A 24,244-nucleotide genomic window follows, 5' to 3' on the forward strand; every position below is an offset into this window, starting at 1 on the left:
AACAATGGGCCATTGCAAACCAGCGCGCGAGATTTTGCCCCCGGCGAAAGGGCGTCAAACAAACCCATAACCATTATCTGAATCTGACGCCGGCGCATTTAACACGGAGTGACAACCATCATGTCTGCCAAACATCCCGTTATCGCGGTGACCGGCTCCAGCGGCGCCGGCACCACCACCACCAGCGTGGCGTTCCGCAAGATTTTCCAGCAGCTCAACATTCGCGCCGCGGAGCTCGAAGGCGACAGCTTCCACCGCTATACCCGGCCGGAAATGGACGCGGCGATCCGCAAGGCGCGCGACCTGGGGCGGCATATCAGCTACTTCGGCCCCGAGGCCAACGATTTCGGCCTGCTGCAGCAGAGCTTTATCGAGTACGGCAAAAACGGCACCGGCCGCTCGCGCAAGTACCTGCACACCTATGACGAGGCGGTGCCCTACAATCAGGTGCCCGGCACCTTCACCCCCTGGGAGCCGCTGCCGGCGCCGACCGACGTGCTGTTTTACGAGGGCCTGCACGGCGGCGTGGTCACCGAACACAACGACGTGGCCAACCATGTCGACCTGCTGGTCGGGGTGGTGCCGATAGTCAACCTGGAATGGATCCAGAAGCTGATCCGCGATACCGGCGAGCGCGGCCATTCCCGCGAGGCGGTGATGGACTCTGTCGTGCGTTCGATGGAAGACTACATCAACTACATTACGCCGCAGTTCTCGCGCACCCACATCAACTTCCAGCGCGTGCCGACGGTGGACACCTCCAACCCGTTCGCCGCCAAGGCGATCCCCTCGCTGGATGAAAGCTTCGTGGTGATCCACTTCCGCGGGCTGGATCAGATTGATTTCCCCTACCTGCTGGCGATGCTGCAGGGCTCGTTCATCTCGCACATCAACACGCTGGTGGTGCCGGGCGGCAAAATGGGGCTGGCGATGGAGCTGATTATGGCGCCGCTGGTGCAACGGCTGCTGGAAGGCAAGAAGATCGAATGATAGCGCACGGGCGCAGCGCTGGCCGCGCCCGTTAACCGGTTATTCCGGGCTGCGGATCTCGAAGCTGTGGGTCACGCTGGCGGCCTTGTTCAGCATCAGCGCGACCGAACAATACTTCTCGGCCGACAGGTTGACCGCCCGCTCAACGATCTTGTCGGTCAGATGCTGGCCGGTCACGATGAAATGCAGGTTGATACGGGTAAACAGGCGCGGCGCTTCTTCGCGGCGTTCGGAGGTCAGTTTGACTTCGCAGTCGCGCACGTCGTTGCGGCCTTTTTGCAGGATCGACACCACGTCGATCGCGCTGCAGCCGCCCACCGACATCAGCACCATTTCCATCGGGCTGGGCGCCTTGTCGCCGGCGTTGCCGTCCATCAGCACCTGATGGCCTGACGCCGATTCACCCAGAAACGTTAACCCTTCCACCCACTTGACTCTTGCCTGCATACTGGTCACTCCGGTTGATTTCTTAAAATCAGGGTACGCTTTCGCATAGAAACAGGCAACGGAACCTGATGCTAATCATGCTGAAGCGAGACAACACAAGACACCCGCCTTACTCTGTGCTACAAACAGAGCCGCAATAAATCTTTCCGGGACACTGATTTCAGGGAAACGCCCAGGGAAAGGCTCCTTTACCGGTATGTTAATAGAATGTAGCTTGCAGCTCTCCCGGCAAGTTAATATGCTAGAGCGACAGCGTATATTTATGACACGCCTCAAAACCTGCCGATAGCCCTCGCTCAGACAACGGCTACAGGCACGTTTTACAGGGAACTCTGACCCCTGTGACACAAGGCAGCGATAACAACAGAGGATAACAGCGAATGGTTCTCGGCAAACCGCAAACAGACCCTACTCTCGAATGGTTCCTGTCTCATTGCCATATCCACAAATATCCATCGAAGAGTACGCTGATTCACCAAGGTGAAAAGGCCGAAACGCTTTACTACATCGTGAAAGGCTCCGTAGCGGTGCTGATCAAGGATGAAGAAGGTAAAGAGATGATCCTGTCCTACCTCAACCAGGGGGATTTCATCGGCGAGCTCGGATTGTTTGAAGAAGGTCAGGAGCGCAGCGCCTGGGTTCGGGCGAAGACCGCCTGTGAAGTGGCTGAAATTTCCTATAAGAAATTCCGTCAGCTGATCCAGGTTAACCCAGACATCCTGATGCGCCTGTCCGCCCAGATGGCAAGCCGCCTGCAGGTCACCTCCGAGAAAGTGGGCAACCTCGCCTTCCTGGACGTTACCGGCCGCATCGCGCAAACCCTGCTGAACCTGGCGAAACAGCCTGATGCCATGACCCACCCGGACGGCATGCAGATCAAGATCACCCGTCAAGAAATCGGCCAGATCGTCGGCTGCTCACGCGAAACCGTTGGCCGTATTCTGAAAATGCTGGAAGACCAAAACCTGATCTCCGCCCACGGCAAAACCATTGTCGTCTACGGCACGCGTTAATCACTGAAAAAACGGCGCAGCGATGCGCCGTTTTTTTATCTGCAGCCTGCGATGTGGCGCCGCCTGATCTACCACCCCGAAGTCAACTACGCACTGCGGCAAACGCTGGTGCTGTGCCTGCCGGTACTGCTCGGCCTGCTGATTGGCCAGCTGCAGCTCGGCCTGCTGTTTTCGCTGGTTCCCGCCTGCTGCAACATCGCCGGGCTGGACACGCCCCATAAACGCTTCTTTAAACGTCTGATCGTCGGCGGTTCGCTGTTCGCGCTCAGCAGCCTGCTGTTGCAACAGGCGCTGCTGTGGCAGGTGCCGCTGCCGGCGCTGATGCTCGGCCTGGCGCTGCTGCTCGGCGTCAGCGGGGAAATCAGCCCGCTGCACGCCCGGCTGCTGCCGGCGGCGCTGGTGGCCGCCATTTTTTCCCTCAGCATGGCCGGTACGGTGCCGATCTGGCAGGCGCCGCTGCTGTACGTCATCGGCACCGCCTGGTACGGCCTGTTCACCTGGTTCTGGTTCAAGCTGTGGAAAGAGCAGCCGATGCGCGAGTCTTTGAGCCAGCTGTATCTGGAGCTGGCGGACTACTGCGAGGCCAAATATTCGCTGCTGACCCAGCACACCGATCCGCAAACCGCGCTGCCGCCGCTGCTGGTGCGCCAGCAAAAGGTGATGGATCTGATCGGCCTGCTGTATCAGCAGCTCAACTTCCTGCCGCACGCCAGCAATCTGGAGCAAAAACGCCTGCTGCGCACCTTCCAGGTGGCGCTGGATCTGCAGGAGCACATTACCGTCAGCCTGCATCAGCCGGAAGAGGTGCAAAAACTGGTGGAGCAAAGCCAGGCCGAAGCGATTATCCGCCGCAACGCCCAGGTGATCGCCGGCCGGCTGCGCGTGGTGGCGCACGATATCCTCTATCATCAGCATTCGCAGCGCTTCAATATGACCCATGAACTGGCGGCGTTGGAGAAGGTGGCGGCGCAGCATGCCGACAACCCGGTCGGCCAGTTCTGCTATTACCATTTCAGCCGCATCGCCCGCCTGCTGCGCACCCAGCGCCCGCTGTACCGTCGCGATCTGATGGCCAATCAGAGCCGCCTGCCGTTCTGGCCGGCGCTGGCCAGCTACCTGTCGTTCAGGTCCAACGCCCTGCGCAACGCCGCGCGGCTGGGCGTCACGCTGGCGCTCGGCAGCAGCCTGGGGATGATGTTCAACCTGCCCAAGCCTTACTGGATCCTGTTGACCATCATGCTGGTGAGCCAGAACGGCTACAATGCCACCCGGGTGCGGATCCAGCACCGTGCGCTCGGCACCCTGGCCGGGCTGATGATCGCCGCCGGCCTGCTGCGGCTGCAGCTGCCGGAGGCCGAAACCCTGAGCATCATGTTGGCGATCACGCTGCTGGCCTACCTGGTTTCGCGGAAAAACTACGGGCTGGCGGTCATCGGCTTCACGGTTACCGCGGTGTACACCCTACAGCTGCTGGCGCTGAACGGCTCCCATTTCCTGGTGCCGCGCCTGGTCGATACGCTGATTGGCTGCGTGCTGGTCTTCGGCGGCACCATCTGGCTGTGGCCGCAGTGGCAAAGCGGCCTGCTGCGCAAAAACGCGCACCAGGCGCTGGAAAACGATCAGCGCGCGCTGCGGCTGATGCTGGAAGAACGGGAGCCGGATCCCGCCGCGCTGGCCTATGCGCGCATGCAGGTCAATCAGGCGCATAATGCGCTGTTCACCTCGCTGAATCAGGCGATGCAGGAACCGGGATTCGCTTCGGATTATCTGGCGGATATGCGGCTGTGGGTCACCCACAGCCAGTTTATCGTCGAACACCTCAACGCCATGACCATCCTGGCGCGCGAGCACTACATGCTGACGCCAACGCTGGCGGGAGAGTACCTGCAAACCTGTGAAATCGCGCTGCAAAGCTGCCAGCAGCGGCTGGAATACGACGGGCCGAGCAGCAGCAACAGCGGCATCATGCAGCCGCCGGATCTGCATCCCGACATGCCGGTCACCGAGATGGAACGCCACCTGCGGCGCATCCTGTCGCACCTGAGCGTGATGCACACCATTTCGTCGCTGGCCTGGAGCCAGCGCCCGCACCACGGCATCTGGCTGAAACGCAAGCTGCGCGATCAATAAGGGCGCGGCATGGCCGCGCCCCAATCGTCGCACGCCGGGTTCAGGCGTTGATCACGTCCTGCACCGCCTGTTCAAACAGCGCCATGCCCGCCTCGATATCCTGCGGCTCCACCACCAGCGACGGCGCAAAACGGATCACGTTCGGCCCGGCGTTGAGGATCATCAGCCCGCGCGCGGCGGCGGCGGTGAGGAAATCCCGCGCCCGCCCCTGATACTGCGGCGTCAGCTCCGCGCCGATCAGCAGCCCCATGCCGCGAATGTCGGTGAAAATTCGGTATTTTTCGCCAATCTTCCGCAAGGCGTCGACATACAGGCCATGGCGTTGTTCAACGCCGCTCAGCACCTCCGGCGTATTGATCACGTCCAGCGCCGCTTCCGCCACCGCGCAGGCCAGCGGGTTGCCGCCGTAGGTGGTGCCGTGGGTGCCCACCTGCATCACCGAGGCGATCTCTTCGGTGGTCAGCATGGCGCTGACCGGGAAGCCGCCGCCCAGCGCTTTGGCGGTGGTGAGAATGTCCGGCGTCACGCCATAATGCATATAGGCGAACAGCTTGCCGCTGCGGCCCATGCCGCTTTGCACCTCGTCAAACACCAGCAGCGCCTGATGCTGGTCGCACAGCGCGCGCACCCCGTTAAGGAATTCGGCGTTCACCGGCGTGATGCCGCCTTCGCCCTGAATCGGCTCCATCACCACCGCGCAGGTATGGTCGTCCATCACCGCTTTCACCGCCGCCAGATCGTTGAACGGCACATGCACGATATCGGCGGGCTTTGGCCCGAAACCGTCGGAATACTTGGCCTGCCCGCCCACCGAAACGGTGAACAGCGTGCGGCCGTGGAACGCGTTATGGAAAGCGATGATTTTGGTTTTGTACGGGCTGTGGCGGGTGATGGCGTAGTGGCGCGCCAGCTTGAAGGCCGCTTCGTTGGCCTCGGCGCCGGAGTTGGCGAAAAACACCCGATCGGCGAAGGTGGCGGCGATCAGCTTGCTCGCCAGGCGCAGCGCCGGTTCGTTGGTGAAAACGTTGCTGGTATGCCACAGGGTTTCGCCCTGCTGTTTCAGCGCCGCCACCAGCGCCGGGTGGCAATGGCCCAACGCCGTCACCGCGATGCCGCCGGAGAAATCGATGTACTCTTTCCCCTGCTGATCCCACACCCGGCTGCCCTTGCCGCGCACCGGAACAAACTGCGCGGGTGCATAAACAGGCAGGATAACCTGATCAAACGTACTGCGGCTTACTGCGGATTTTTCGGTCATTATCGGGCCCACCCTGAAGGTCTTTCAGCGTTATTTTGATGATTGAGTGAAAATATAATCACAAAATATGCATAAAAAACCAATAAAGGGCAAACGCAAATCGCCTTTGGGGCAAAAAAAATGTCAATGGATTAACTTTTAAGGAAATTATCCAGCAGCCGATGCCCCTGTTCGCTGAGGATACTCTCCGGATGGAACTGCACCCCCTCCAGCGCCAGCCGGCGATGGCGGATGCCCATGATCTCATCGCGCTCGCCGTCGCGTTCGCTCCAGGCGGTCACCTCGAAGCAGTCCGGCAGCGTATCGGCCTTCAGCACCAGCGAATGGTAGCGGGTCACGGTGAGCGGATTGTTCAGCCCGCGAAACACCCCGCCATCGCAGTGGCGGATCGCCGAGGTCTTGCCGTGCATCACCTCGCGGGCGCGCACCACTTCGGCGCCAAACGCCTGGCCCAGCGCCTGATGCCCCAGACAAACGCCGAGGATCGGCAACTTGCCGGCAAAGTGACGGATGGCGTCCAGCGAGATGCCGGCTTCGTTCGGGGTGCAGGGACCGGGTGAAATCACCAGGCGCTGCGGCGCCAGCCGCTCGATATCGGCCAGCTGCAGCGCATCGTTGCGCTTCACCAACACCTCGGCGCCCAATTCGCAGAAGTACTGGTAAAGGTTATAGGTAAAGGAGTCGTAGTTATCGATCAACAGCAGCATGTTAGGTCCAGCAGAAAAAAGCGCTGCGACAGTTTACTGGTTTAGCCTGCTGCTGCCGACGATAATTTCGGCTTACTTTTTACGGCCGCCCATGATGGAGCCCAGCACGCCGCGCAGGATCTGCCGGCCGAGGTCGCGCGCCATGCTCTTGGCCGCGGTCTGGACGATGCCGTCGCGCTTGCCGCCGCGCGGGCCGGTGGAGCCGAACAGGATTTCGTTCAGGCCGCCCATCAGGCCGCCGCCCGCCTGCTGCTGCGCCTGCGGTTGCTGAGCCGGCTGGCCCGGCTGCGGCGCGCCGACGGTGGCGAAACCCTCCGAAGACAGCTTCTCGTAGGCCGATTCGCGGTCGACCATAGCCTCATAGCGGCCATACAGCGGCGATTTGTTGATCGCGCTGTTCAGGCCGTCGGCGCCCAGCATGCCCATCTTGGACTCCGGCGCGATCACCATCGCCCGCTCCACCACGTTGGGCCGGCCCTTTTCGTCCAGGAACGACACCAGCGCTTCGCCCACGCCCAGCTCGGTGATCGCCGTTTCGGCGTCGAAAGCCGGGTTGGCGCGCATGGTTTGCGCCGCCGCCTTCACCGCTTTCTGGTCGCGCGGCGTGAAGGCGCGCAGCGCGTGCTGCACGCGGTTGCCCAGCTGGCCCAGCACGCTGTCCGGGATATCCAGCGGGTTCTGGGTGACAAAGTAGATGCCCACGCCCTTGGAGCGGATCAGGCGCACCACCTGCTCGATCTTGGTCAGCAGCGCCGGCGGCGCGTCGTTGAACAGCAGGTGGGCCTCGTCGAAGAAGAACACCAGCTTCGGCTGCTCCGGATCGCCCACTTCCGGCAGATGCTCGAACAGTTCGGCCAGCAACCACAGCAGGAATACCGAATACAGCTTCGGTTGGTTAATCAGCTTGTCCGCCGCCAGCAGGTTGATGACGCCGTGGCCGTTGGCGTCGGTTTTCATCAGGTCGTTGATGTCCAGCATCGGTTCGCCGAAGAACTGGTTGGCGCCCTGCTCTTCCAGCGTCAGCAGCCCGCGCTGGATAGCGCCGACCGAGGCCGAAGAGATGTTGCCGTACTGGGTCTGGAACCGTTTGGCGTTGTCGCCGACGTACTGCACCATGGCGCGCAGATCTTTCATGTCCAGCAGCAGCAGCGCGTTGTCGTCGGCGATTTTGAACACCAGCTGCAGCACGCCGCTTTGCACTTCGTTCAGGTCCAGCAGACGGCCCAGCAGCAGCGGCCCCAAATCGGACACGGTGGCGCGGATCGGGTGGCCTTTCTCGCCGTAAATATCCCAGGGGATGAGGGTGCAGGCCTGCGGTTGCCAGTCGCTGACGCCAATCGCCGTCAGCCGCGCCTGCAGCTTCTCGGAAGGCACGCCCTCGGTGCCGATGCCGGACAGGTCGCCCTTCACGTCAGACAGAAACACCGGCACGCCGATACGCGAGAACTGCTCGGCCATTTTCTGCAGCGTCACCGTCTTGCCGGTGCCGGTCGCCCCGGTAATCAAGCCATGGCGGTTCGCCAAAGCCGGCAAGATGACCAGATCCTGTACCGGTTTCCCGTCCTTCATCGCCTTGGCGATAATCCGTGCTTCACTCATTTTCTTTTCCTTTGACGCTGCCGCGGCGCGAAAAGCGCCTGTTGATGCAATAAAGCTATAAGCGCGGCGTAACCCCGTCAAGAACAAACAAAAAGGGCGCCATCAGGACGCCCCATTAAGCCAATATTTTCAGAATCGCCCTAAGATCACGCTCACCCGCGTAGCCCCAGCTGCTCCTTCAGCGCCTTCAGGTAGCGCCGGCTGACCGGCACCGGGTCGCCGGCCGGCATGATCATCTCCGCCGCGCCGCCCTCTTCGAAGCGGATCTCGCGTACCTGCTCCAGATTGACCAAATACTGCCGGTGGCAACGCACCAGCGGCGTGCGGCTTTCCAGCGTACGCAGCGTCAGTTCGGTAAAGCACTCCATGCCGTCGTTACGCACCACGAACACCCCGCTGGTGCGGGAACGGATCGCCAGCACTTCGTCGAAACGCAGCAGGTAGATGCGGCTGTGACCGGTGCAGGGAATGTATTTCAAGTAGCCGGCGCTCTGTTCCAGCGTCGCGATATCCTGCGGCGCGCTGCGCTGCCGCAGGCGCTGCAAGGTTTTGCTCAGCCGTTTGGGCTCCGCCGGCTTCAGCAGATAATCAAACGCGTGCTCTTCAAACGCCTGCACCGCATATTCGTCATAGGCGGTCAGAAATACGATGTGCGGCATGCGGTTGGGATCCAGCATGCCGACCATCTCCAGCCCGCTGATGCGCGGCATCTGGATATCCAGGAACACCACGTCCGGCTGCAGACGATGGATTTGGCTGATGGCCTCTATCGCATTGGCGCACTCGCCGATGATGCTGATTTCTTCCTCGGCCTCCAGCAGGTGCCGCAGGTTATCGCGCGCGGAGGGTTCGTCGTCGACAATCAGTGCGTTTAACATCAGGCGGCCCTCGCCATGGGTACGTTGAGCGTAATGCGCGTAAAGGCGTCCGGCCGGCAATCCACCCGCACGCCGTAGCCTTCGCCGTAGCGTACCCGAATGCGCTTGTCCACCAGGTTCATGCCCAGCCCGCTGCGGTTGGGCTTCGCCTGGAACAACCCGGCGTTGTCGGTCACCTGCAGCAGCAAGCGGTCACCTTCGCGCCGCGCGCCGATATCGATCCGCCCGACGCCCAACAGGTGCGAGGTGCCGTGCTTGATGGCGTTCTCGACGATCGGCTGCAGCGAAAACGCCGGCAGACGCACCGCCAGCAGCTCTTCCGGCAGCGACACCGCAATCTCCAGACGATCGGCAAAGCGCGCCTTCTCGATCTGCAGGTAGGCGTTCACATGTTCGAGCTCGTCCGCCAGGCTGACCTCATCGTCCGAACGCTTCAGGTTTTTGCGGAAGAAGGTCGACAGATACTGCACCAGCTCGCAGGCACGGTCGCCGTCGCGGCGGATCACCGCCACCAGGGTATTCAGCGCGTTGAACAGGAAATGCGGATTGACCTGGGCGTGCAGCAGCTTGATTTCCGACTGCGCCAGCAGCTGTTTGTGGCGCTCGTACTGCCCGGCCATGATCTGCGCCGACAGCAGGCTGGCGATGCCTTCGCCCAGCGTGCGGTTGATGGTGCTGAACAGCCGGCTCTTGGGTTCGTACAGCTTGATGGTGCCGATCACCCGCTGGTTTTCGCCGCGCAGCGGGATCACCAGCGTCGATCCCAGCTTGCAGCCGGGATTGATCGAGCAGCAGTAGGAAAGCTGGTTGCCGTCGGCGTACACCACTTCGTTGTTGTCGATGGCGCGATGCGAATGCACCGAGGCGATCGGCGTGCCCGGCAGGTGATGGTCGTCGCCGATGCCGATAAACGCCAGCAGCTTGTCGCGATCGGTGATCGCCACCGCGCCGATGCCCAGCTCCTGATAGATAACCCGGGCGACCTTCATGCTGTTTTCCTGGTCGAACCCCTGGCGCAAAATGCCCTCGGTGCGTTCTGCTATCTTGAGCGCCTTGGAGGAGAAGGCGCTGGTGTATTTCTCGAACATCGCGCGCCGGTCCAGCAGGATCTGCATAAACATCGCCGCGCCGACGGTGTTGGCGATCATCATCGGCAGCGCGATGTGCTCCACCAGCCGCAGCGCTTCCTGGTAAGGGCGCGCCACCGTCAGGATAATCGCCATCTGCAGCACTTCGGCCACCAGCGCCACCCCGGCGACGAACAGCGGATTAAACAACAGTTCGATGCGGCCGCGGCGCATGGCGATGCTGTGCACGATGCCGCCGACCAACCCTTCCGATACCGTCGAAATCGCGCAGGCCACGTCGGTCATGCCGCCCAGGGTATAGCGGTGCAAGCCGCCGGTCAGCCCCACCAAAAAGCCCACCGACGGCCCGCCCAGCAGGCCGCCCAGCACCGCGCCTATCGCCCGGGTGTTGGCGATCGAATCCTGAATATGCAGGCCGAAATAGGTGCCCATGATGCAAAACACCGAGAAGATCACGTAGCACAGCAGCTTGTGCGGCAGGCGAATGGTCACCTGCATCAGCGGAATGAACAGCGGCGTCTTGCTCAGCAAATAAGCGATGACAAGATAGACGCACGTCTGCTGCAACAGCAGCAACACCTGGTTAAATTCATACATGGCAGCAACTCATCCAGAGAAACAACGCCGGATTTCCGGTCTGGTTATAGTCTGCCGATTAGAACATGCGAAGGGGAAGAAAACAGTGATGCAGGCAAGGCTTCGGAAGGTTCGGGGCCGGGAGCGAACGGCCGATCCCGGCGGGATCGGCCGTCAATCTTACGGCAGTACCTTGGCGGACAGAATGACCACCGGTTTGGTCGGCACATTCTGATACGGGCCGACGTTGCCGGTCGGCACCTGAGAAATTTTGTCTACCACATCCATGCCCTTCACCACTTTGCCGAACACCGCGTAACCGAAGTCGCGCTGGCCGTGATCCAGGAAGGCGTTGTCCGCCACGTTCAGGAAGAACTGGCTGGTGGCGCTGTCTTTGTCGGCGGTGCGCGCCATGGAGATGGTGCCGCGCAGGTTGCGCAGGCCGTTATCGGCTTCGTTCTTGATCGGCGCCTTGGTGGACTTTTGCTGCATGTCGGCGGTAAAGCCGCCGCCCTGCACCATAAAGCCCGGGATCACGCGATGGAAAATGGTGTTGTTGTAGTAGCCGCTGTTCACGTAGTCGACGAAGTTCTGGCTGGATACCGGCGCCTTCTGACCGTCGAGCGCCAATTCGATATTCCCTGCCGAGGTGGTCAGCATGACATGGGTTTCGCCGGCGGCTAAGGCTGCGGGCGCCATTGCTGTCAGGGAACACAGCGCAACGAAGGTCACTAAAGTACGTTTGAACATTAACGGGTCCTTTCTCTGAGAGACAAACTACGGAAAAGCGCTTTGATTCTAAAGAGCTGCATCGGCAAGTACCAGCCATTTACCTATATTTACGCAATTGTGGGACATATCTTAGCTGGCCCTGAATTTTACTGCCGAAAGTATGATCGCCGGTGGCCTTTTTGCCAACTGCATCACGCATTTTTTGCCCTTTTCCCTCCTTCGACGCGTTTTGCGACGCAACTCCCGTTTTGCTGCGCCATTGCGGTTATTCTAGATAAATGAGAGCGCTCTCATTTTTGAGCGCCGATGCGAAGACCATCCGCCGGCGGCTTCGCCGCGCAATGACTGGAGAAATAATGTGAGTGAATTGATGACTGAAATCAGCGCCGATTTTGAAAGCACCATCATGGAACTGCTGGTGTTCTCCGGCAGCGCGCGCAGCAGTGCGCTGATGGCGCTGCAGCAGGCGCGCGCCGGAGATTTTTCCGCCGCGGCCGAACAGATGGCCGAGTCCAAGGCCTGGGTGAAAAAGGCGCACCTGATCCAGACCGAACTGATCGGCCTGGATGAGGGCTGCGGCAAGCTGGCGATCACGCTGATCACCGTACATGCGCAAGACCACCTGATGAACGCCATGGTGATCCAGGATCTGGCCGGCGACATGATCGAACTTTACCGCCGCCAGGCACAGATGGAGACCCGCGCATGAGCTCATTGAAAATCGCCGTAATCGGCGGCGGCAGCAGCTATACCCCCGAACTGGTCGACGGCCTGATCCAGCGTATCGAAGAGCTGCCGGTGACCGAACTGGCGCTGGTGGACGTAGAGCCGGGCCGCGGCAAGGTGGAGATCATCGCCGCCCTGACCCGCCGCATGCTGGCGCGCCACGGCCTGGAGCAGGTGAAGGTCAGCGTGCACTTCGCGCTGGACGAAGCGATCCGCGACGCCGGCTTCGTGCTGACGCAATTTCGCGTCGGGCAGCTGCCGGCGCGCGCCGCCGACGAACGGCTGGGGCTGAAATACCATCTGATCGGCCAGGAGACCACCGGCGTCGGCGGCTTCGCCAAGGCGCTGCGCACCATCCCGGTGATGCTGGACATCGCCCGCCGGGTGGAAAAACTGGCGCCGGACGCCTGGATCATCAACTTCACCAACCCGGCCGGCATCGTGACCGAAGCGGTTTCTCGCTACACCAAGGCGAAGATCATCGGCCTGTGCAACGTGCCGATCAGCATGCATCACATGATCGCCAACATGCTGCAAACCCCCTATGAGGACGTGCAGCTGCAGTTCGCCGGCCTGAACCATATGGTATGGGTGCATCGGGTGACGCAACACGGCCGCGACGTCACCGGCGAGGTGATCGACATGCTGTGCGACGGCGCGGCCCTGACCATGAACAACATCAAGGAAGAGCCGTGGCAACCGGACTTCCTGCGGGCGGTCGGCGCCATTCCTTGCCCGTATCACCGCTATTTCTACCAGACGAAAGAGATGCTGGCCGAAGAAGTGGCCGCCGCCGCCGAGCGCGGCACCCGCGCCGAGCAGGTGATGCGGGTGGAAAAGGAACTGTTCGAGCTGTACGCCGATCCGCATCTGGACAGCAAGCCGGAGCAGCTCGGCTTCCGCGGCGGCTCGTATTATTCGGAAGTGGCGCTGGAGCTTATCCGCGCCATCCATAATAATCTCGGCGCGCAGTTGGTGGTCAATACCGCAAATCGTGGCGCTATTCGTGGTTTGCCGGACGACGCTGTGATAGAAATCAACTGTATCGTCGACGCGCAGGGCGCGCACCCGCTGACCTTCGGCCAACTGCCGGATGCGATGCATGCGCTGACCCAACAGGTGAAAGCCTACGAGCGTCTGACCATCGAGGCCGCGGTGCACGGCGATCGCCGCAGCGGCCTGCTGGCGCTGATCACCAATCCGCTGGTGGCCAACGCCAACGTGGCGCAGCCGCTGCTGGAGGAGGTGCTGACGGTAAACCAGCCTTACCTACCGCAGTTTAACCGATAGCCGTTAGGGGCAGCATGCCGGGGTTCGGTTCGCCGAACCCATTTTTGTCGTAATCAGGAGTCGGATGATGGTGACACTGGAAGATGTCGCAGCATTGGCGGGCGTATCCCGCGCCACCGTGTCACGCGTGGTGAATGGCGACAGCAACGTCAAGGCGCCGACCCGCGAGAAGGTTGAACGCGCGGTCGCCCAGCTCGGTTATACCCCGAATCCGGCCGCCCGGGCGCTGGCCTCCAGCCACAGCAATACGCTGGGCCTGGTCACCACCTCCTACCGCGGCGGCTTCTTCGGCGCGCTGATGGACTTTGTGCAAACCGAAGCCGAATCCCACGGCAAACAGCTGCTGGTCACCCAGGGCCGCAACAGCGCCGAGAACGAATGGCAGGCTATCCAGCGGCTGTTCAGCCTGCGCTGCGACGGCGTGATCCTGCACGTGCGTTTTCTCAGCGACAACCAATTGCGCCAACTGGCCGCCGAGCAACGTCACTTTGTGTTGCTCGATCGTCTGGTGCCCGGCCTGGAAGATCGCTGCGTGACTTTCGACCATCCGCACGCCAGCCGCATGGCGACGCAACGGCTGCTCGACGCCGGCCACCGGCGCATCGCCTGCATCAGCGGCCCGCGCGAACGCCCTTCCAGCCGGCTGCGGCTGCAGGGTTTTGAGGAGGCGATGCAGGCGGCGCGCATCAAGCCGCTGGCCTGCCTGGAAGGCGTTTACGATCTGGAGAGCGGCTATCGCTGCGCCGATCGGCTGCTGCTGCAGGAAACCGCCCCGACCGCCATTTATTGCTGCAACGAAGAAATGGCCATCGGCGCGCTGCTGGCGATCAATGAGCATCAGCTGCGGGTGCCGCAGGACATCTCGCTGATCTGCTACGACAGCGGCGAGCGCGCGCCCTTTGTCCGCCCGGCGCTGACCAGCGTGCACTTTCCGATCGGCGAAATGGCGCAGTACGCGGCGCGGCGCCTGATCGACCCGGCCACCCCGGCGCATCGCTTCGAGCCGGCGATCGTCAGCCGCGATTCGATCGTGACGGTGCGCAAATAGATCACAAAAACAATTCACAACTATTCATTGATTGCATCAAAAAATCGACAGCCATCACAAAAACTCCCGTGGTCTGTGCTAGGATCCGCTCCCTGGTGGCCTGATCGGGACTTTTTTCTGCTTTGCCAGGAAAAGCCAGCGGCCTTATGCCAGTTTTAACACTTCTAACAGACATAATCAGGCCTATACAATGAATGACAGTAACCGCATACGGCTTACCTGGATCAGCTTCTTTTCTTATGCGCTGACCGGTGCTTTAGTGATCGTCACAGGGATGGTGATGGGAAACATTGCAGAGTACTTTAATCTGCCGGTTTCCAGCATGAGCAATACCTTTACCTTTCTCAACGCCGGCATTTTGATTTCGATTTTCCTCAACGCCTGGCTGATGGAAATCATCCCGCTGAAGCGCCAGCTGATCTTCGGCTTTGTGCTGATGGTGCTGGCGGTGGCCGGACTGATGCTCGGCAAAAGCCTGACCATGTTCTCGCTGTGCATGTTTATTCTCGGCGTGGTCAGCGGCATCACCATGTCGATCGGCACCTTCCTGATCACCCATATGTATGCCGGCCGCCAGCGCGGTTCGCGCCTGTTGTTCACCGACTCCTTCTTCAGCATGGCCGGCATGATCTTCCCGATCGTCGCCGCCATGCTGCTGGCGCGCCACATCGGCTGGTACTGGGTCTACGCCTGCATCGGCCTGCTGTACGTCGGCATCTTCGTACTGACCCTGTGCTCCGAGTTCCCGGTGCTGGGCAAAAAAGGCGCCGATGCCGGCCAGCCCGTCGCCAAAGAAAAATGGGGCATCGGCGTGCTGTTCCTGTCGGTCGCCGCGCTGTGCTACATCCTCGGCCAGCTGGGCTTCATTCAGTGGGTGCCGGAATACGCCACCAAGTCGTTCGGCATGGACATCAGCCAGGCCGGCAAGCTGGTGAGCGACTTCTGGACCTCGTACATGGTCGGCATGTGGGTGTTCAGCTTTATCCTGCGCTTCTTCGACCTGCAGCGCATCGTCACCGTGCTGGCCGCGTTGGCTACCGGCGCGATGTACCTGTTCGTCAGCACCGATAACCCGCAGCATCTGGGCTACTACATCATGGCGCTGGGCTTCGTCTCCAGCGCCATCTACACCACCCTGATCACCCTGGGCTCGCTGCAGACCAAGGTGTCTTCGCCGAAGCTGGTCAACTTCATCCTGACCTGCGGTACCATCGGCACCATGCTGACCTTCGTGGTCACCGGCCCGATCGTCGCTAAAGGCGGCGCGCACGCCGCGCTGACCACCGCCAACGGCCTGTACCTGGCGGTGTTCGTGATGTGCTTGCTGCTGGGCTTCGTGACCAAGCACCGCAGCCACGGCCACGTTACGCATTGATCGGCCGACTGTGATGCAACAAGGGCGCCCCTGAGGCGCCCTTTTTTATGTCGCGGCGCTTAGCGCCTGAAATCCACTTTCTCATCCTGCTGCAGATACAGCGTGGTTTCCGCCGGTTGGGTTTCGGCGATGATCGCCCCCTGCCGGATCGAATAGCGCACCGGCGTTTGCCGCCGCACCGCATCAAAACCGCTTTCCGCCGGCAGGATCACCAGGTTGGCGCTGTTGCCCGCCGCCAGACCGTAATCGCTCAGGTGCAGGGTGCGCGCGCTGTGGCTGGTGATCAGCTTCAGCCCGTCGTCGATTTGGCCATAGCCCATCAGCTGGCAGACGTGCAGCCCCATATGCAGCACCTGCAGCATGTTGGCGGTGCCCAACGGGTACCAGGGATCGAACACGTCGTCGTGGCCGAAGCAGACGTTGATCTCCGCCTCCAGCATCTCCTTCACCCGCGTGATGCCGCGCCGTTTCGGATAGCTGTCGAAGCGCCCCTGCAGGTGAATGTTCACCAGCGGGTTGGCGACAAAGTTGATGCCGGACATCTTCAGCAGGCGGAACAGCCGCGAAGCGTAGGCGCCGTTGTAAGAGTGCATCGCCGTGGTGTGGCTGGCGGTCACTTTGGCCCCCATCTCCAGCTTCAGCGCCAGCGCCGCCACCGTTTCGACAAAGCGCGACTGTTCGTCGTCAATCTCGTCGCAGTGCACGTCCACCAGCCGATCGTACTTCTGCGCCAGCGCGAACGCCTTGTGCAGCGATTCCACGCCATACTCGCGGGTAAACTCGAAGTGCGGAATGGCCCCCACCACGTCGGCGCCGAGCCGCAACGCCTCTTCCAGCAGCGCTTCACCGTCGGGATAGGACAAAATGCCCTCCTGCGGGAAGGCGACGATCTGCAGCGTCACCCAGGGCGCCGCCTCCCGCTTCACCTCCAGCATGGCGCGCAGCGCGGTCAGGGTGGGATCGGAAACGTCCACGTGGGTGCGCACGTATTGCACGCCGTTGGCTATCTGCCACTTCAGCGTCTGCCAGGCGCGCTGCTTGACGTCCTCGTGGGTCAGCGACGCCTTGCGCTCGGCCCAGCGTTCGATGCCTTCAAACAGCGTGCCGGACTGATTCCAGGCCGGCTGACCGGCGGTCTGGGTGGTGTCCAGGTGGATATGCGGCTCGACAAAGGCCGGCAGCGCCAGCCCGCCCTGCGCGTCCAGCGCGTCAGTGCGCCATTCCTGCCCTTCCGGCTGCGGCACGATATGAGCGATGCGCCCCTGTTCGATGGCAAGCTGCCACAGCCCTTCATGCCCGCTCAAACGCAGGTTGTCGATAAACTTCAATGGACTCTTGGCCACCCTTCACCTCTGCTGTTGCGGCTGGTTTTCTTCATCATACTGCCAGCGGATTGGGCTGACAAAAGCCGATTGCGAGAGTGCGCCCGCGCCCTACTCCCCGAGAGGCAAATGATCCGGTCACTGTCACGTTTCAGCTAAAGGTGAATAAAATCCGCAACTTAACAAATAGATAGAAAAATCATTGGCATACCACATAAGGGGTATATGGGGGTCGGCTTGATTTGCATCAATAAATTGCCCGCCGGGAGGAATAAGGTAAGCCCAGGAAATCAGAATTTTGAGGCAATAATGAGCAGAGTCAAACTTGCCGTCATCGGCAACGGCATGGTCGGCCACCGGTTTATCGAAAATCTGCTGGAGAAAGCAGACCGGGACCAGTTCGAGATCACGGTGTTCTGTGAAGAGCCGCGCATCGCCTACGACCGCGTTCACCTGTCTTCGTACTTCTCCCACCACACCGCCGAAGAGCTGTCGCTGGTGCGCGAAGGCTTTTACGAAAAACAGGGCGTGAAGGTGCTGGTCGGCGAACGCGCCATTACCATCAACCGCGGTGAGAAAGTCATTCATTCCAACACCGGGCGCACTCTCTACTACGACAAGATGATCATGGCCACCGGTTCCTATCCGTGGATCCCGCCGATTAAAGGCTCGGACAGCCAGGACTGCTTCGTTTACCGCACCATCGAAGATCTGAACGCCATCGAAGCCTGCGCGCGCCGCAGCAAACGCGGCGCGGTGGTCGGCGGCGGTCTGCTGGGGTTGGAAGCCGCCGGCGCGCTGAAAAGCCTGGGGGTGGAAACCCACGTGATCGAATTCGCCCCGGTGCTGATGGCCGAGCAGCTCGATCCGATGGGCGGCGACCAGCTGCGCCGCAAGATCGAGCGCATGGGCGTTAAGGTGCATACCGGTAAAAATACCCAAGAGATCGTCAACGGCGGCACCACCGCGCGCAAAACCATGCAGTTCGCCGACGGCAGCGCGCTGGAAGTCGACTTCATCGTGTTCTCCACCGGCATCCGCGCCCAGGACAAACTGGCGCACCAGTGCGGGCTGGCCACCGCTCGCCGCGGCGGCATTGTCATCAACGACAGCTGCCAGACCTCGGATCCGGACGTTTACGCCATCGGCGAATGCGCCTCCTGGCGCGAGCGCACCTTCGGCCTGGTGGCGCCCGGCTACAAAATGGCGCAGGTGGCGGCCGACCATCTGCTGGGCCGAGAAAACGCTTTCCGGGGCGCGGACATGAGCGCCAAGCTGAAGCTGCTGGGCGTTGACGTAGGCGGCATCGGCGATGCCCACGGCCGCACCGAAGGCGCGCGCAGCTACGTGTATCTGGATGAAAGCAAAGAAGTCTATAAACGCATCTGGGTCAGCGCCGACAGCAAAACCCTGCTCGGCGCGGTGCTGGTGGGCGATACCAGCGACTACGGCAACCTGCTGCAGCTGGCGTTGAACGGCATCGCGCTGCCGGAGAACCCGGATGGGCTGATCCTGCCGGCGCACGCCGGCAGCAAGCCGGCGATCGGCGTGGACTCGCTGCCGGAAAGCGCGCAGATTTGCTCCTGCTTCGACGTCAGCAAAGGCGACATCATCAAGGCGGTCAACATGGGCTGCCACACGGTGGCGGCGCTCAAGGCCGAAACCAAGGCCGGCACCGGCTGCGGCGGCTGCATTCCGCTGATCACCCAGGTGCTGAACGCCGAATTGAGCAAACAGGGCATCGAGGTCAACCACCACCTGTGCGAACACTTCGCCTACTCGCGCCAGGAGCTGTATCACCTGATCCGCGTCGAGGGCATCAAGTCCTTCGACCAACTGCTGGCCAAATACGGCCAGGGCTACGGCTGCGAAGTGTGCAAGCCGACCGTCGGCTCGCTGCTGGCCTCATGTTGGAACGAGTATATCCTGAAGCCGCAGCATACTCCGCTGCAGGACACCAACGACAACTTCCTCGGCAACATCCAGAAAGACGGCACCTACTCGGTGATCCCGCGTTCGGCCGGCGGCGAAATCACCCCGGACGGGTTGCTGGCCATCGGCCGCATCGCCAAAGAGTACAACCTCTACACCAAGATGACCGGCTCGCAGCGCATCGGCATGTTCGGCGCGCAAAAAGACGACCTGCCGGCCATCTGGAGCAGGCTGCTGGCCGCCGGCTTCGAAACCGGCCACGCCTACGCCAAGGCGCTGCGCATGGCGAAAACCTGCGTGGGCAGCACCTGGTGCCGCTACGGCGTCGGCGACAGCGTCGGCTTCGGCGTCACGCTGGAGCACCGCTACAAAGGCATCCGCACCCCGCACAAAATGAAGTTCGGCGTCTCGGGCTGCACCCGCGAATGCGCCGAGGCGCAGGGCAAGGACGTCGGCATCATCGCCACCGAGAACGGCTGGAACCTGTACGTCTGCGGCAACGGTGGCATGAAACCGCGCCACGCCGATCTGCTGGCCGCCGACCTCGACGGCGACACGCTGGTGCGCTACCTCGACCGCTTTATGATGTTCTATATCCGCACCGCCGATAAGCTGCAGCGCACCTCGGTGTGGCTGGAAAGCCTGGAAGGCGGCATCGATTACCTGCGCAAGGTGATCGTCGACGACAAGCTCGGCATCAACGACCAGCTGGAGACCGAGATCGCCCGCCTGCGCGACGCGGTGGTCTGCGAGTGGCGAGAGACCCTCGAACACCCGGAAACGCAGCGGCGTTTCGCCCACTTTATCAACAGCCCGCTGCGCGACCCGAACGTCCAGGTGGTGACCGAGCGCGAGCAGCATCGCCCGGCGCGCCCTGACGAGCGCATTCCCGTTACCCTGCTCGACACCGAGGAGAACCCCGCATGAGCCAGTGGATTACCGTTTGTCCCGTCGCCGATATCCTGCCCGGCACCGGCGTGTGCGCCCTGATTGGCGATCGCCAGGTGGCGGTGTTCCGCCCCTATGCCGATGAGCGGGTGTTCGCCATCAGCAATATCGACCCCTTCGCCCAGGCCAGCGTCTTGTCTCGCGGCCTGATCGCCGAACATCAGGGCGAGCTGTGGATCGCCAGCCCGCTGAAGAAACAGCATTTTCGCCTGAACGACGGTCACTGCCTGGAAGACGGCGCGCATTCCATCGCGAGTTTCACCAGCCGGGTGGTCGACGGCCTGGTGCAGATAGCCGCCTGACCCCCACAACGTTCCGAGGATCGCCGATGGATTACCTGCCGATTTTTTGCCGGTTGCAACACAAGGCCTGCCTGTTGGTCGGCGGCGGCGAAGTCGCCGAACGCAAGGCGCGCCTGCTGCTCGACGCCGGGGCGGCGCTGACCGTCAATGCCTGCGAGTTCAGCCCGCAGTTCCGGCGGTGGGCCGATGAGGGCCGACTGACGCTGGTCGAGGGCGAATTCACCCCGGCGTTGCTGGCGGAAAAATGGCTGGCGATCGCCGCGACCGATCGGCTGGAGGTCAACGCGCGGGTGTATCAGTGCGCCAACCGGCAGCGGGTGTTCTGCAACGTGGTGGATGATCCGAAGCGCGCCAGCTTTATCATGCCGTCGATCATCGACCGCTCGCCGATCATGGTGGCGGTCTCGTCCGGCGGTAAAGCGCCGGTGCTGGCCCGCCTGCTGCGCGAGAAGCTGGAAGCGGCGTTGCCGCAGCACCTCGGCAAGCTGGCGCAGCTGGGCGGCGCGCTGCGCCAGCGGGTAAAACGGCGCTTTGCCGGCGCCGGTGCGCGTCGGCGCTTCTGGGAGCGGCTGTTCGCCCACCATCGCCTGGCGCAGTCGCTGGCCAACAACGACGATGCGCAGGCCGAACGCCAGTTGGAACGGCTGTTCAGCGAGCAGCCGGCAGATCGGGGCGAAGTGGTGCTGGTCGGCGCCGGCCCCGGCGACGCCGGCCTGTTGACGCTGAAGGGCCTGCAGCAGATCCAGCAGGCCGACGTGGTGGTTTACGACAGGCTGGTGTCGGACGACGTCATGGCGCTGGTGCGCCGCGACGCCGAACGCATCTTCGTCGGCAAACGCGCCGGCCACCACTGCGTGCCGCAGGAGCAGATCAACCAAATCCTGCTGCAGCAGGCGCTGCAAGGCAGGCGCGTGGTGCGGCTGAAAGGCGGCGATCCCTTTATCTTCGGCCGCGGCGGCGAAGAGCTGGAAACGCTGGCGGACGCCGGTGTTCCGTTCTCGGTGGTGCCGGGCATCACCGCCGCCTCCGGCTGTGCGGCCTACGGCGGCATCCCGCTCACCCACCGCGACCACGCGCAAAGCGTGCGGCTGGTCACCGGCCACGCCCGGGCCGACGGCGGGCTGGACTGGGCGCCGCTGGCCGCCGGGCAGCAAACGCTGGTGTTCTATATGGGGCTGTCGCAGGCGGCGGAAATCCAGCGCCAGCTGATCGCCCACGGTCTGGCGGCCACCACGCCGGTGGCGCTGGTGGAAAACGGCACGTCATGCCGCCAGAGGGTGATCGAGGGGGAACTGCGTCAGTTGGCCGCTCTGGCGCAGCGGGCCGCCAGCCCGAGTTTAATCATCGTCGGCAGCGTGGTCGGCCTGCGGCGCAAGCTCAACTGGTTTTCCGGCGAGGAAACGGCGGAAAATCTCGCCCGGCAAGCCTGAGGCAGAGTTAAAAAAAAGCGGCCATTGGCCGCTTTTTTCGCTTGTCCGCCATTATTGCGGCGGCGACACAAAACCGACGGCCTGATAGACCTTCGCCAGGGTTTCCTGCGCGCGCGCGCGCGCCTTGGCGGCGCCGTCGCGCATCACCTGCTGCAGGTAGGCTTCGTCGTTGCGGAAGCGATGGTAACGCTCCTGCAGCTCGCCCAGCATGCCGGACACGGCTTCGGCCACCGCGCCCTTCAGGTGGCCGTACATCTGGCCTGCAAACTCGGCTTCCAGCTGCGCGATGCTCTTGCCGGTCACGCCGGCGAGGATATCCAGCAGGTTGGAGACGCCCGCCTTGTTGACCACGTCGTAGCGCACCACCGGCGGCTCTTCGGAGTCGGTCATCGCACGCTTGATCTTCTTGGTGACCGCTTTCGGATCTTCCAGCAGGCCAATCACGTTGTTGCGGTTGTCGTCCGACTTGGACATCTTCTTGGTCGGTTCCTGCAACGACATCACGCGCGCGCCGGACTTGGGAATGAACGGCTCAGGCACCTTGAACACCTCGCCGTACAGCGCATTGAAACGCTGGCCCACGTCGCGGCTCAGCTCCAGATGCTGCTTTTGGTCTTCGCCGACCGGCACCTGGTTGGTCTGATACAGCAGGATGTCCGCCGCCATCAGCACCGGGTAGCTGAACAGGCCGGCGTTGATGTTCTCCGCGTAGCGCGCGGATTTATCCTTGAACTGGGTCATGCGGCTCAGCTCGCCGAAGTAGGTATAGCAGTTCAGCACCCAGCTCAGTTGGGTATGTTCCGGCACGTGCGACTGCACGAAGATGGTGCTTTTTTCCGGATCGATGCCGCAGGCCAGGTACAGCGCCAGCGTATCCAGCGTGGCCTTGCGCAGCTTTTCCGCGTCCTGACGCACGGTGATGGCGTGCAGATCGACGATGCAATAGATGCAGTCGTAGTCGTCCTGCATCTGAACCCACTGACGCAGCGCACCCATGTAGTTGCCGATGGTCAGTTCGCCGGACGGCTGCGCGCCGCTAAATACGATGGGCTTACTCATGTTTAAATTTCCTGATTCTCTAAAGATGACAGCCCAAGAGCGGGCAACAAATCGGCGAAGCGCTCCAACACGCGGTCGGGGTGGCTCAGGGCGATCGACTCGCCGTAGTTATAACCGTAGGTAAAGCCGACGCTGGGGCAGCCGGCCGCCTGCGCGGCCTGAATATCATTGCGCGAATCGCCAATGAACAGCAGCTCATTGGCGCGCAGGCCAAGCTTGCCGAGCACCAGATACAGCGGCGCCGGATGCGGTTTCTTTTCCGTCACGTCATCGCCGCCGATCACCAGCGAGAAATGCCGGCCGATGCCGAGCGCGGCCAGCAACGGCGCGACAAACGGCGTCGGCTTGTTGGTCACCAGCGCCATCGGATAGCCCTGCGCGGCCAGGCGAGCCAGCGTCTCTTGCACCTGCGGGAACAGGCGGCTGCCGCCGTCGACGGTTTGCGCATAGAAATGATCGAAACGCGCACGCAGTCGGCTGCAGTGTTCCGGCGCGGCGTCCACCTCGGCCCAGCGCAGCGCGCGCTGCACCAGCACGTCGGCGCCGTTGCCGATCCAGGTGCCGACTCGGGCTTCGCCCGCCTGCGGCAGGCCCATTTCAGCCAGCGCCAGGTCGATGGCGGCCGCCAGACCCGGCGCGCTGTCCACCAGCGTGCCGTCCAGATCGAAAGCCAGGCCGCGGATCGCGCCGAAATCAGCCATGGGTCACCTTCGCCAGCTCGCCGCGCATTTCATCGATCACCTTGCGGTAGTCCGGTTTGCCGAAGATGGCCGAGCCGGCGACGAACATATCGGCGCCCGCGGCGGCGATCTCGGCGATGTTATCCACCTTCACCCCGCCGTCGACTTCCAGCCGGATGTCGCGGCCGCTTTCATCGATCAGCTTGCGCACCTGACGCAGCTTGTCCAGCGTGCCGTGGATAAACGACTGGCCGCCGAAGCCCGGGTTAACCGACATCAGCAGGATCACGTCGATTTTATCCATCACGTAATCGAGGTAGCTCAGCGGCGTAGCCGGGTTGAACACCAGGCCGGCCTTGCAGCCGTGCTCTTTGATCAGTTGTATGGTGCGGTCTACGTGTTCGGAGGCTTCGGGATGGAAAGAGATGTAGTTCGCACCGGCCTTGGCGAAGTCCGGCACGATGCGGTCCACCGGTTTCACCATCAGATGCACGTCGATCGGCGCGGTAATGCCATAGTTGCGCAGCGCTTCGCACACCATCGGGCCGATGGTCAGGTTGGGAACGTAGTGGTTGTCCATCACGTCGAAGTGCACCACGTCGCCGCCGGCGGCCAACACGTTGGCGGTGTCTTCACCTAACCGGGCAAAATCTGCCGACAGAATGGACGGGGCAATCAAAAACTTTTTCATCCGCTATCTCCAAACGTAGGGTA

At 62.1% G+C, this 24,244-nt stretch carries 21 protein-coding genes; 10 read left to right on the forward strand and 11 right to left on the reverse strand.

Translation table 11 applies throughout. The features are described 5' to 3' along the window. Positions 1–120 precede the first annotated feature (120 nt). Positions 121–990 carry a phosphoribulokinase gene (locus tag D7I37_RS05480; RefSeq protein WP_061798915.1) on the forward strand — a complete coding sequence of 290 codons (870 nt, stop codon included), beginning with the start codon at positions 121–123 and terminating at the stop codon, positions 988–990. 39 nt (positions 991–1,029) lie between these two features. Here D7I37_RS05480 and D7I37_RS05485 read toward each other — a convergent pair whose 3' ends face one another. Then, complete coding sequence (locus tag D7I37_RS05485) at positions 1,030–1,437, reverse strand: OsmC family protein (protein WP_061798916.1); 408 nt, start codon at positions 1,435–1,437, stop codon at positions 1,030–1,032. A gap of 380 nt (positions 1,438–1,817) precedes the next feature. Between D7I37_RS05485 and crp the strand changes: the two genes are divergently transcribed. After that, positions 1,818–2,450 (forward strand): cAMP-activated global transcriptional regulator CRP, encoded by a 633-nt coding sequence (gene crp, locus D7I37_RS05490; RefSeq protein ID WP_004090925.1) that lies wholly within the window; start codon positions 1,818–1,820, stop codon positions 2,448–2,450. 51 nt (positions 2,451–2,501) lie between these two features. Next, positions 2,502–4,580, forward strand: coding sequence for a YccS/YhfK family putative transporter (locus D7I37_RS05495; RefSeq protein WP_129543423.1), 2,079 nt, complete (start codon positions 2,502–2,504; stop codon positions 4,578–4,580). Between the two features lie 40 nt (positions 4,581–4,620). Here D7I37_RS05495 and D7I37_RS05500 read toward each other — a convergent pair whose 3' ends face one another. The 6 genes from D7I37_RS05500 to ppiA form a co-directional block, all read right to left on the reverse strand. Further along, complete coding sequence (locus tag D7I37_RS05500; protein WP_061798920.1) at positions 4,621–5,838, reverse strand: aspartate aminotransferase family protein; 1,218 nt, start codon at positions 5,836–5,838, stop codon at positions 4,621–4,623. Between the two features lie 131 nt (positions 5,839–5,969). After that, positions 5,970–6,545 carry an aminodeoxychorismate synthase component II gene (locus D7I37_RS05505; RefSeq protein ID WP_095099604.1) on the reverse strand — a complete coding sequence of 192 codons (576 nt, stop codon included), beginning with the start codon at positions 6,543–6,545 and terminating at the stop codon, positions 5,970–5,972. Between the two features lie 72 nt (positions 6,546–6,617). Beyond that, entirely contained in the window at positions 6,618–8,144 is a 1,527-nt protein-coding gene (locus tag D7I37_RS05510) for a helicase HerA-like domain-containing protein (RefSeq protein WP_061798923.1), read from the reverse strand. 152 nt (positions 8,145–8,296) lie between these two features. Continuing rightward, positions 8,297–9,022 (reverse strand): two-component system response regulator BtsR, encoded by a 726-nt coding sequence (gene btsR / locus D7I37_RS05515; RefSeq protein WP_061798925.1) that lies wholly within the window; start codon positions 9,020–9,022, stop codon positions 8,297–8,299. Then, positions 9,022–10,707 (reverse strand): sensor histidine kinase, encoded by a 1,686-nt coding sequence (locus D7I37_RS05520; RefSeq protein WP_095099611.1) that lies wholly within the window; start codon positions 10,705–10,707, stop codon positions 9,022–9,024. The genes btsR and D7I37_RS05520 overlap by 1 nt, the downstream gene beginning before the upstream one ends. Positions 10,708–10,866: 159 nt before the next feature. After that, positions 10,867–11,436, reverse strand: coding sequence for a peptidylprolyl isomerase A (gene ppiA, locus D7I37_RS05525; RefSeq protein ID WP_061798930.1), 570 nt, complete (start codon positions 11,434–11,436; stop codon positions 10,867–10,869). A 352-nt stretch (positions 11,437–11,788) separates the two neighbouring features. Here ppiA and D7I37_RS05530 point away from each other — a divergent pair, with 352 nt between their 5' ends. From D7I37_RS05530 to tsgA, 4 genes are all read left to right on the forward strand, one after another. Further along, a complete protein-coding gene (locus D7I37_RS05530) occupies positions 11,789–12,127 on the forward strand; it encodes a PTS lactose/cellobiose transporter subunit IIA (RefSeq protein WP_061798932.1) in 339 nt (112 codons plus the stop codon). Continuing rightward, positions 12,124–13,434: a 6-phospho-beta-glucosidase gene (locus tag D7I37_RS05535; RefSeq protein WP_061798934.1), complete on the forward strand. Its 1,311-nt coding sequence runs from the start codon at positions 12,124–12,126 to the stop codon at positions 13,432–13,434. The genes D7I37_RS05530 and D7I37_RS05535 overlap by 4 nt, the downstream gene beginning before the upstream one ends. A 67-nt stretch (positions 13,435–13,501) precedes the next feature. Further along, entirely contained in the window at positions 13,502–14,482 is a 981-nt protein-coding gene (locus tag D7I37_RS05540) for a LacI family DNA-binding transcriptional regulator (protein ID WP_095100304.1), read from the forward strand. A 190-nt stretch (positions 14,483–14,672) separates the two neighbouring features. Further along, on the forward strand, positions 14,673–15,857 hold the full coding sequence (gene tsgA / locus D7I37_RS05545) for an MFS transporter TsgA (protein ID WP_061798935.1): 1,185 nt from the start codon (positions 14,673–14,675) through the stop codon (positions 15,855–15,857). Between the two features lie 59 nt (positions 15,858–15,916). On the opposite strand, the gene D7I37_RS05550 is transcribed toward tsgA, so the two are convergent. Then, on the reverse strand, positions 15,917–17,185 hold the full coding sequence (locus D7I37_RS05550) for a cytosine deaminase (protein WP_272914397.1): 1,269 nt from the start codon (positions 17,183–17,185) through the stop codon (positions 15,917–15,919). A 303-nt stretch (positions 17,186–17,488) separates the two neighbouring features. Between D7I37_RS05550 and nirB the strand changes: the two genes are divergently transcribed. From nirB to cysG, 3 genes are read left to right on the forward strand one after another with little or no spacing between them, the layout of a single operon-like run. After that, positions 17,489–20,038: a nitrite reductase large subunit NirB gene (nirB, locus tag D7I37_RS05555; RefSeq protein WP_129543425.1), complete on the forward strand. Its 2,550-nt coding sequence runs from the start codon at positions 17,489–17,491 to the stop codon at positions 20,036–20,038. Further along, a complete protein-coding gene (gene nirD / locus D7I37_RS05560; RefSeq protein ID WP_061798940.1) occupies positions 20,035–20,361 on the forward strand; it encodes a nitrite reductase small subunit NirD in 327 nt (108 codons plus the stop codon). The genes nirB and nirD overlap by 4 nt, the downstream gene beginning before the upstream one ends. A gap of 26 nt (positions 20,362–20,387) precedes the next feature. Further along, positions 20,388–21,791 (forward strand): siroheme synthase CysG, encoded by a 1,404-nt coding sequence (gene cysG / locus D7I37_RS05565; protein WP_095099633.1) that lies wholly within the window; start codon positions 20,388–20,390, stop codon positions 21,789–21,791. A gap of 51 nt (positions 21,792–21,842) precedes the next feature. On the opposite strand, the gene trpS is transcribed toward cysG, so the two are convergent. Genes trpS through rpe form a run of 3 tightly spaced genes read right to left on the reverse strand, consistent with a single transcriptional unit; the run spans position 21,843 to position 24,221 of the window. Further along, positions 21,843–22,850 (reverse strand): tryptophan--tRNA ligase, encoded by a 1,008-nt coding sequence (gene trpS / locus D7I37_RS05570; RefSeq protein WP_129543426.1) that lies wholly within the window; start codon positions 22,848–22,850, stop codon positions 21,843–21,845. Between the two features lie 2 nt (positions 22,851–22,852). Further along, on the reverse strand, positions 22,853–23,551 hold the full coding sequence (locus tag D7I37_RS05575) for a phosphoglycolate phosphatase (protein ID WP_061798944.1): 699 nt from the start codon (positions 23,549–23,551) through the stop codon (positions 22,853–22,855). Further along, positions 23,544–24,221, reverse strand: coding sequence for a ribulose-phosphate 3-epimerase (gene rpe / locus D7I37_RS05580; protein WP_095099638.1), 678 nt, complete (start codon positions 24,219–24,221; stop codon positions 23,544–23,546). The genes D7I37_RS05575 and rpe overlap by 8 nt, the downstream gene beginning before the upstream one ends. Positions 24,222–24,244: the final 23 nt, after the last annotated feature.

The organism is Serratia sp. 1D1416, assembly GCF_003641105.1.
Classification (GTDB): domain Bacteria; phylum Pseudomonadota; class Gammaproteobacteria; order Enterobacterales; family Enterobacteriaceae; genus Serratia; species Serratia ficaria.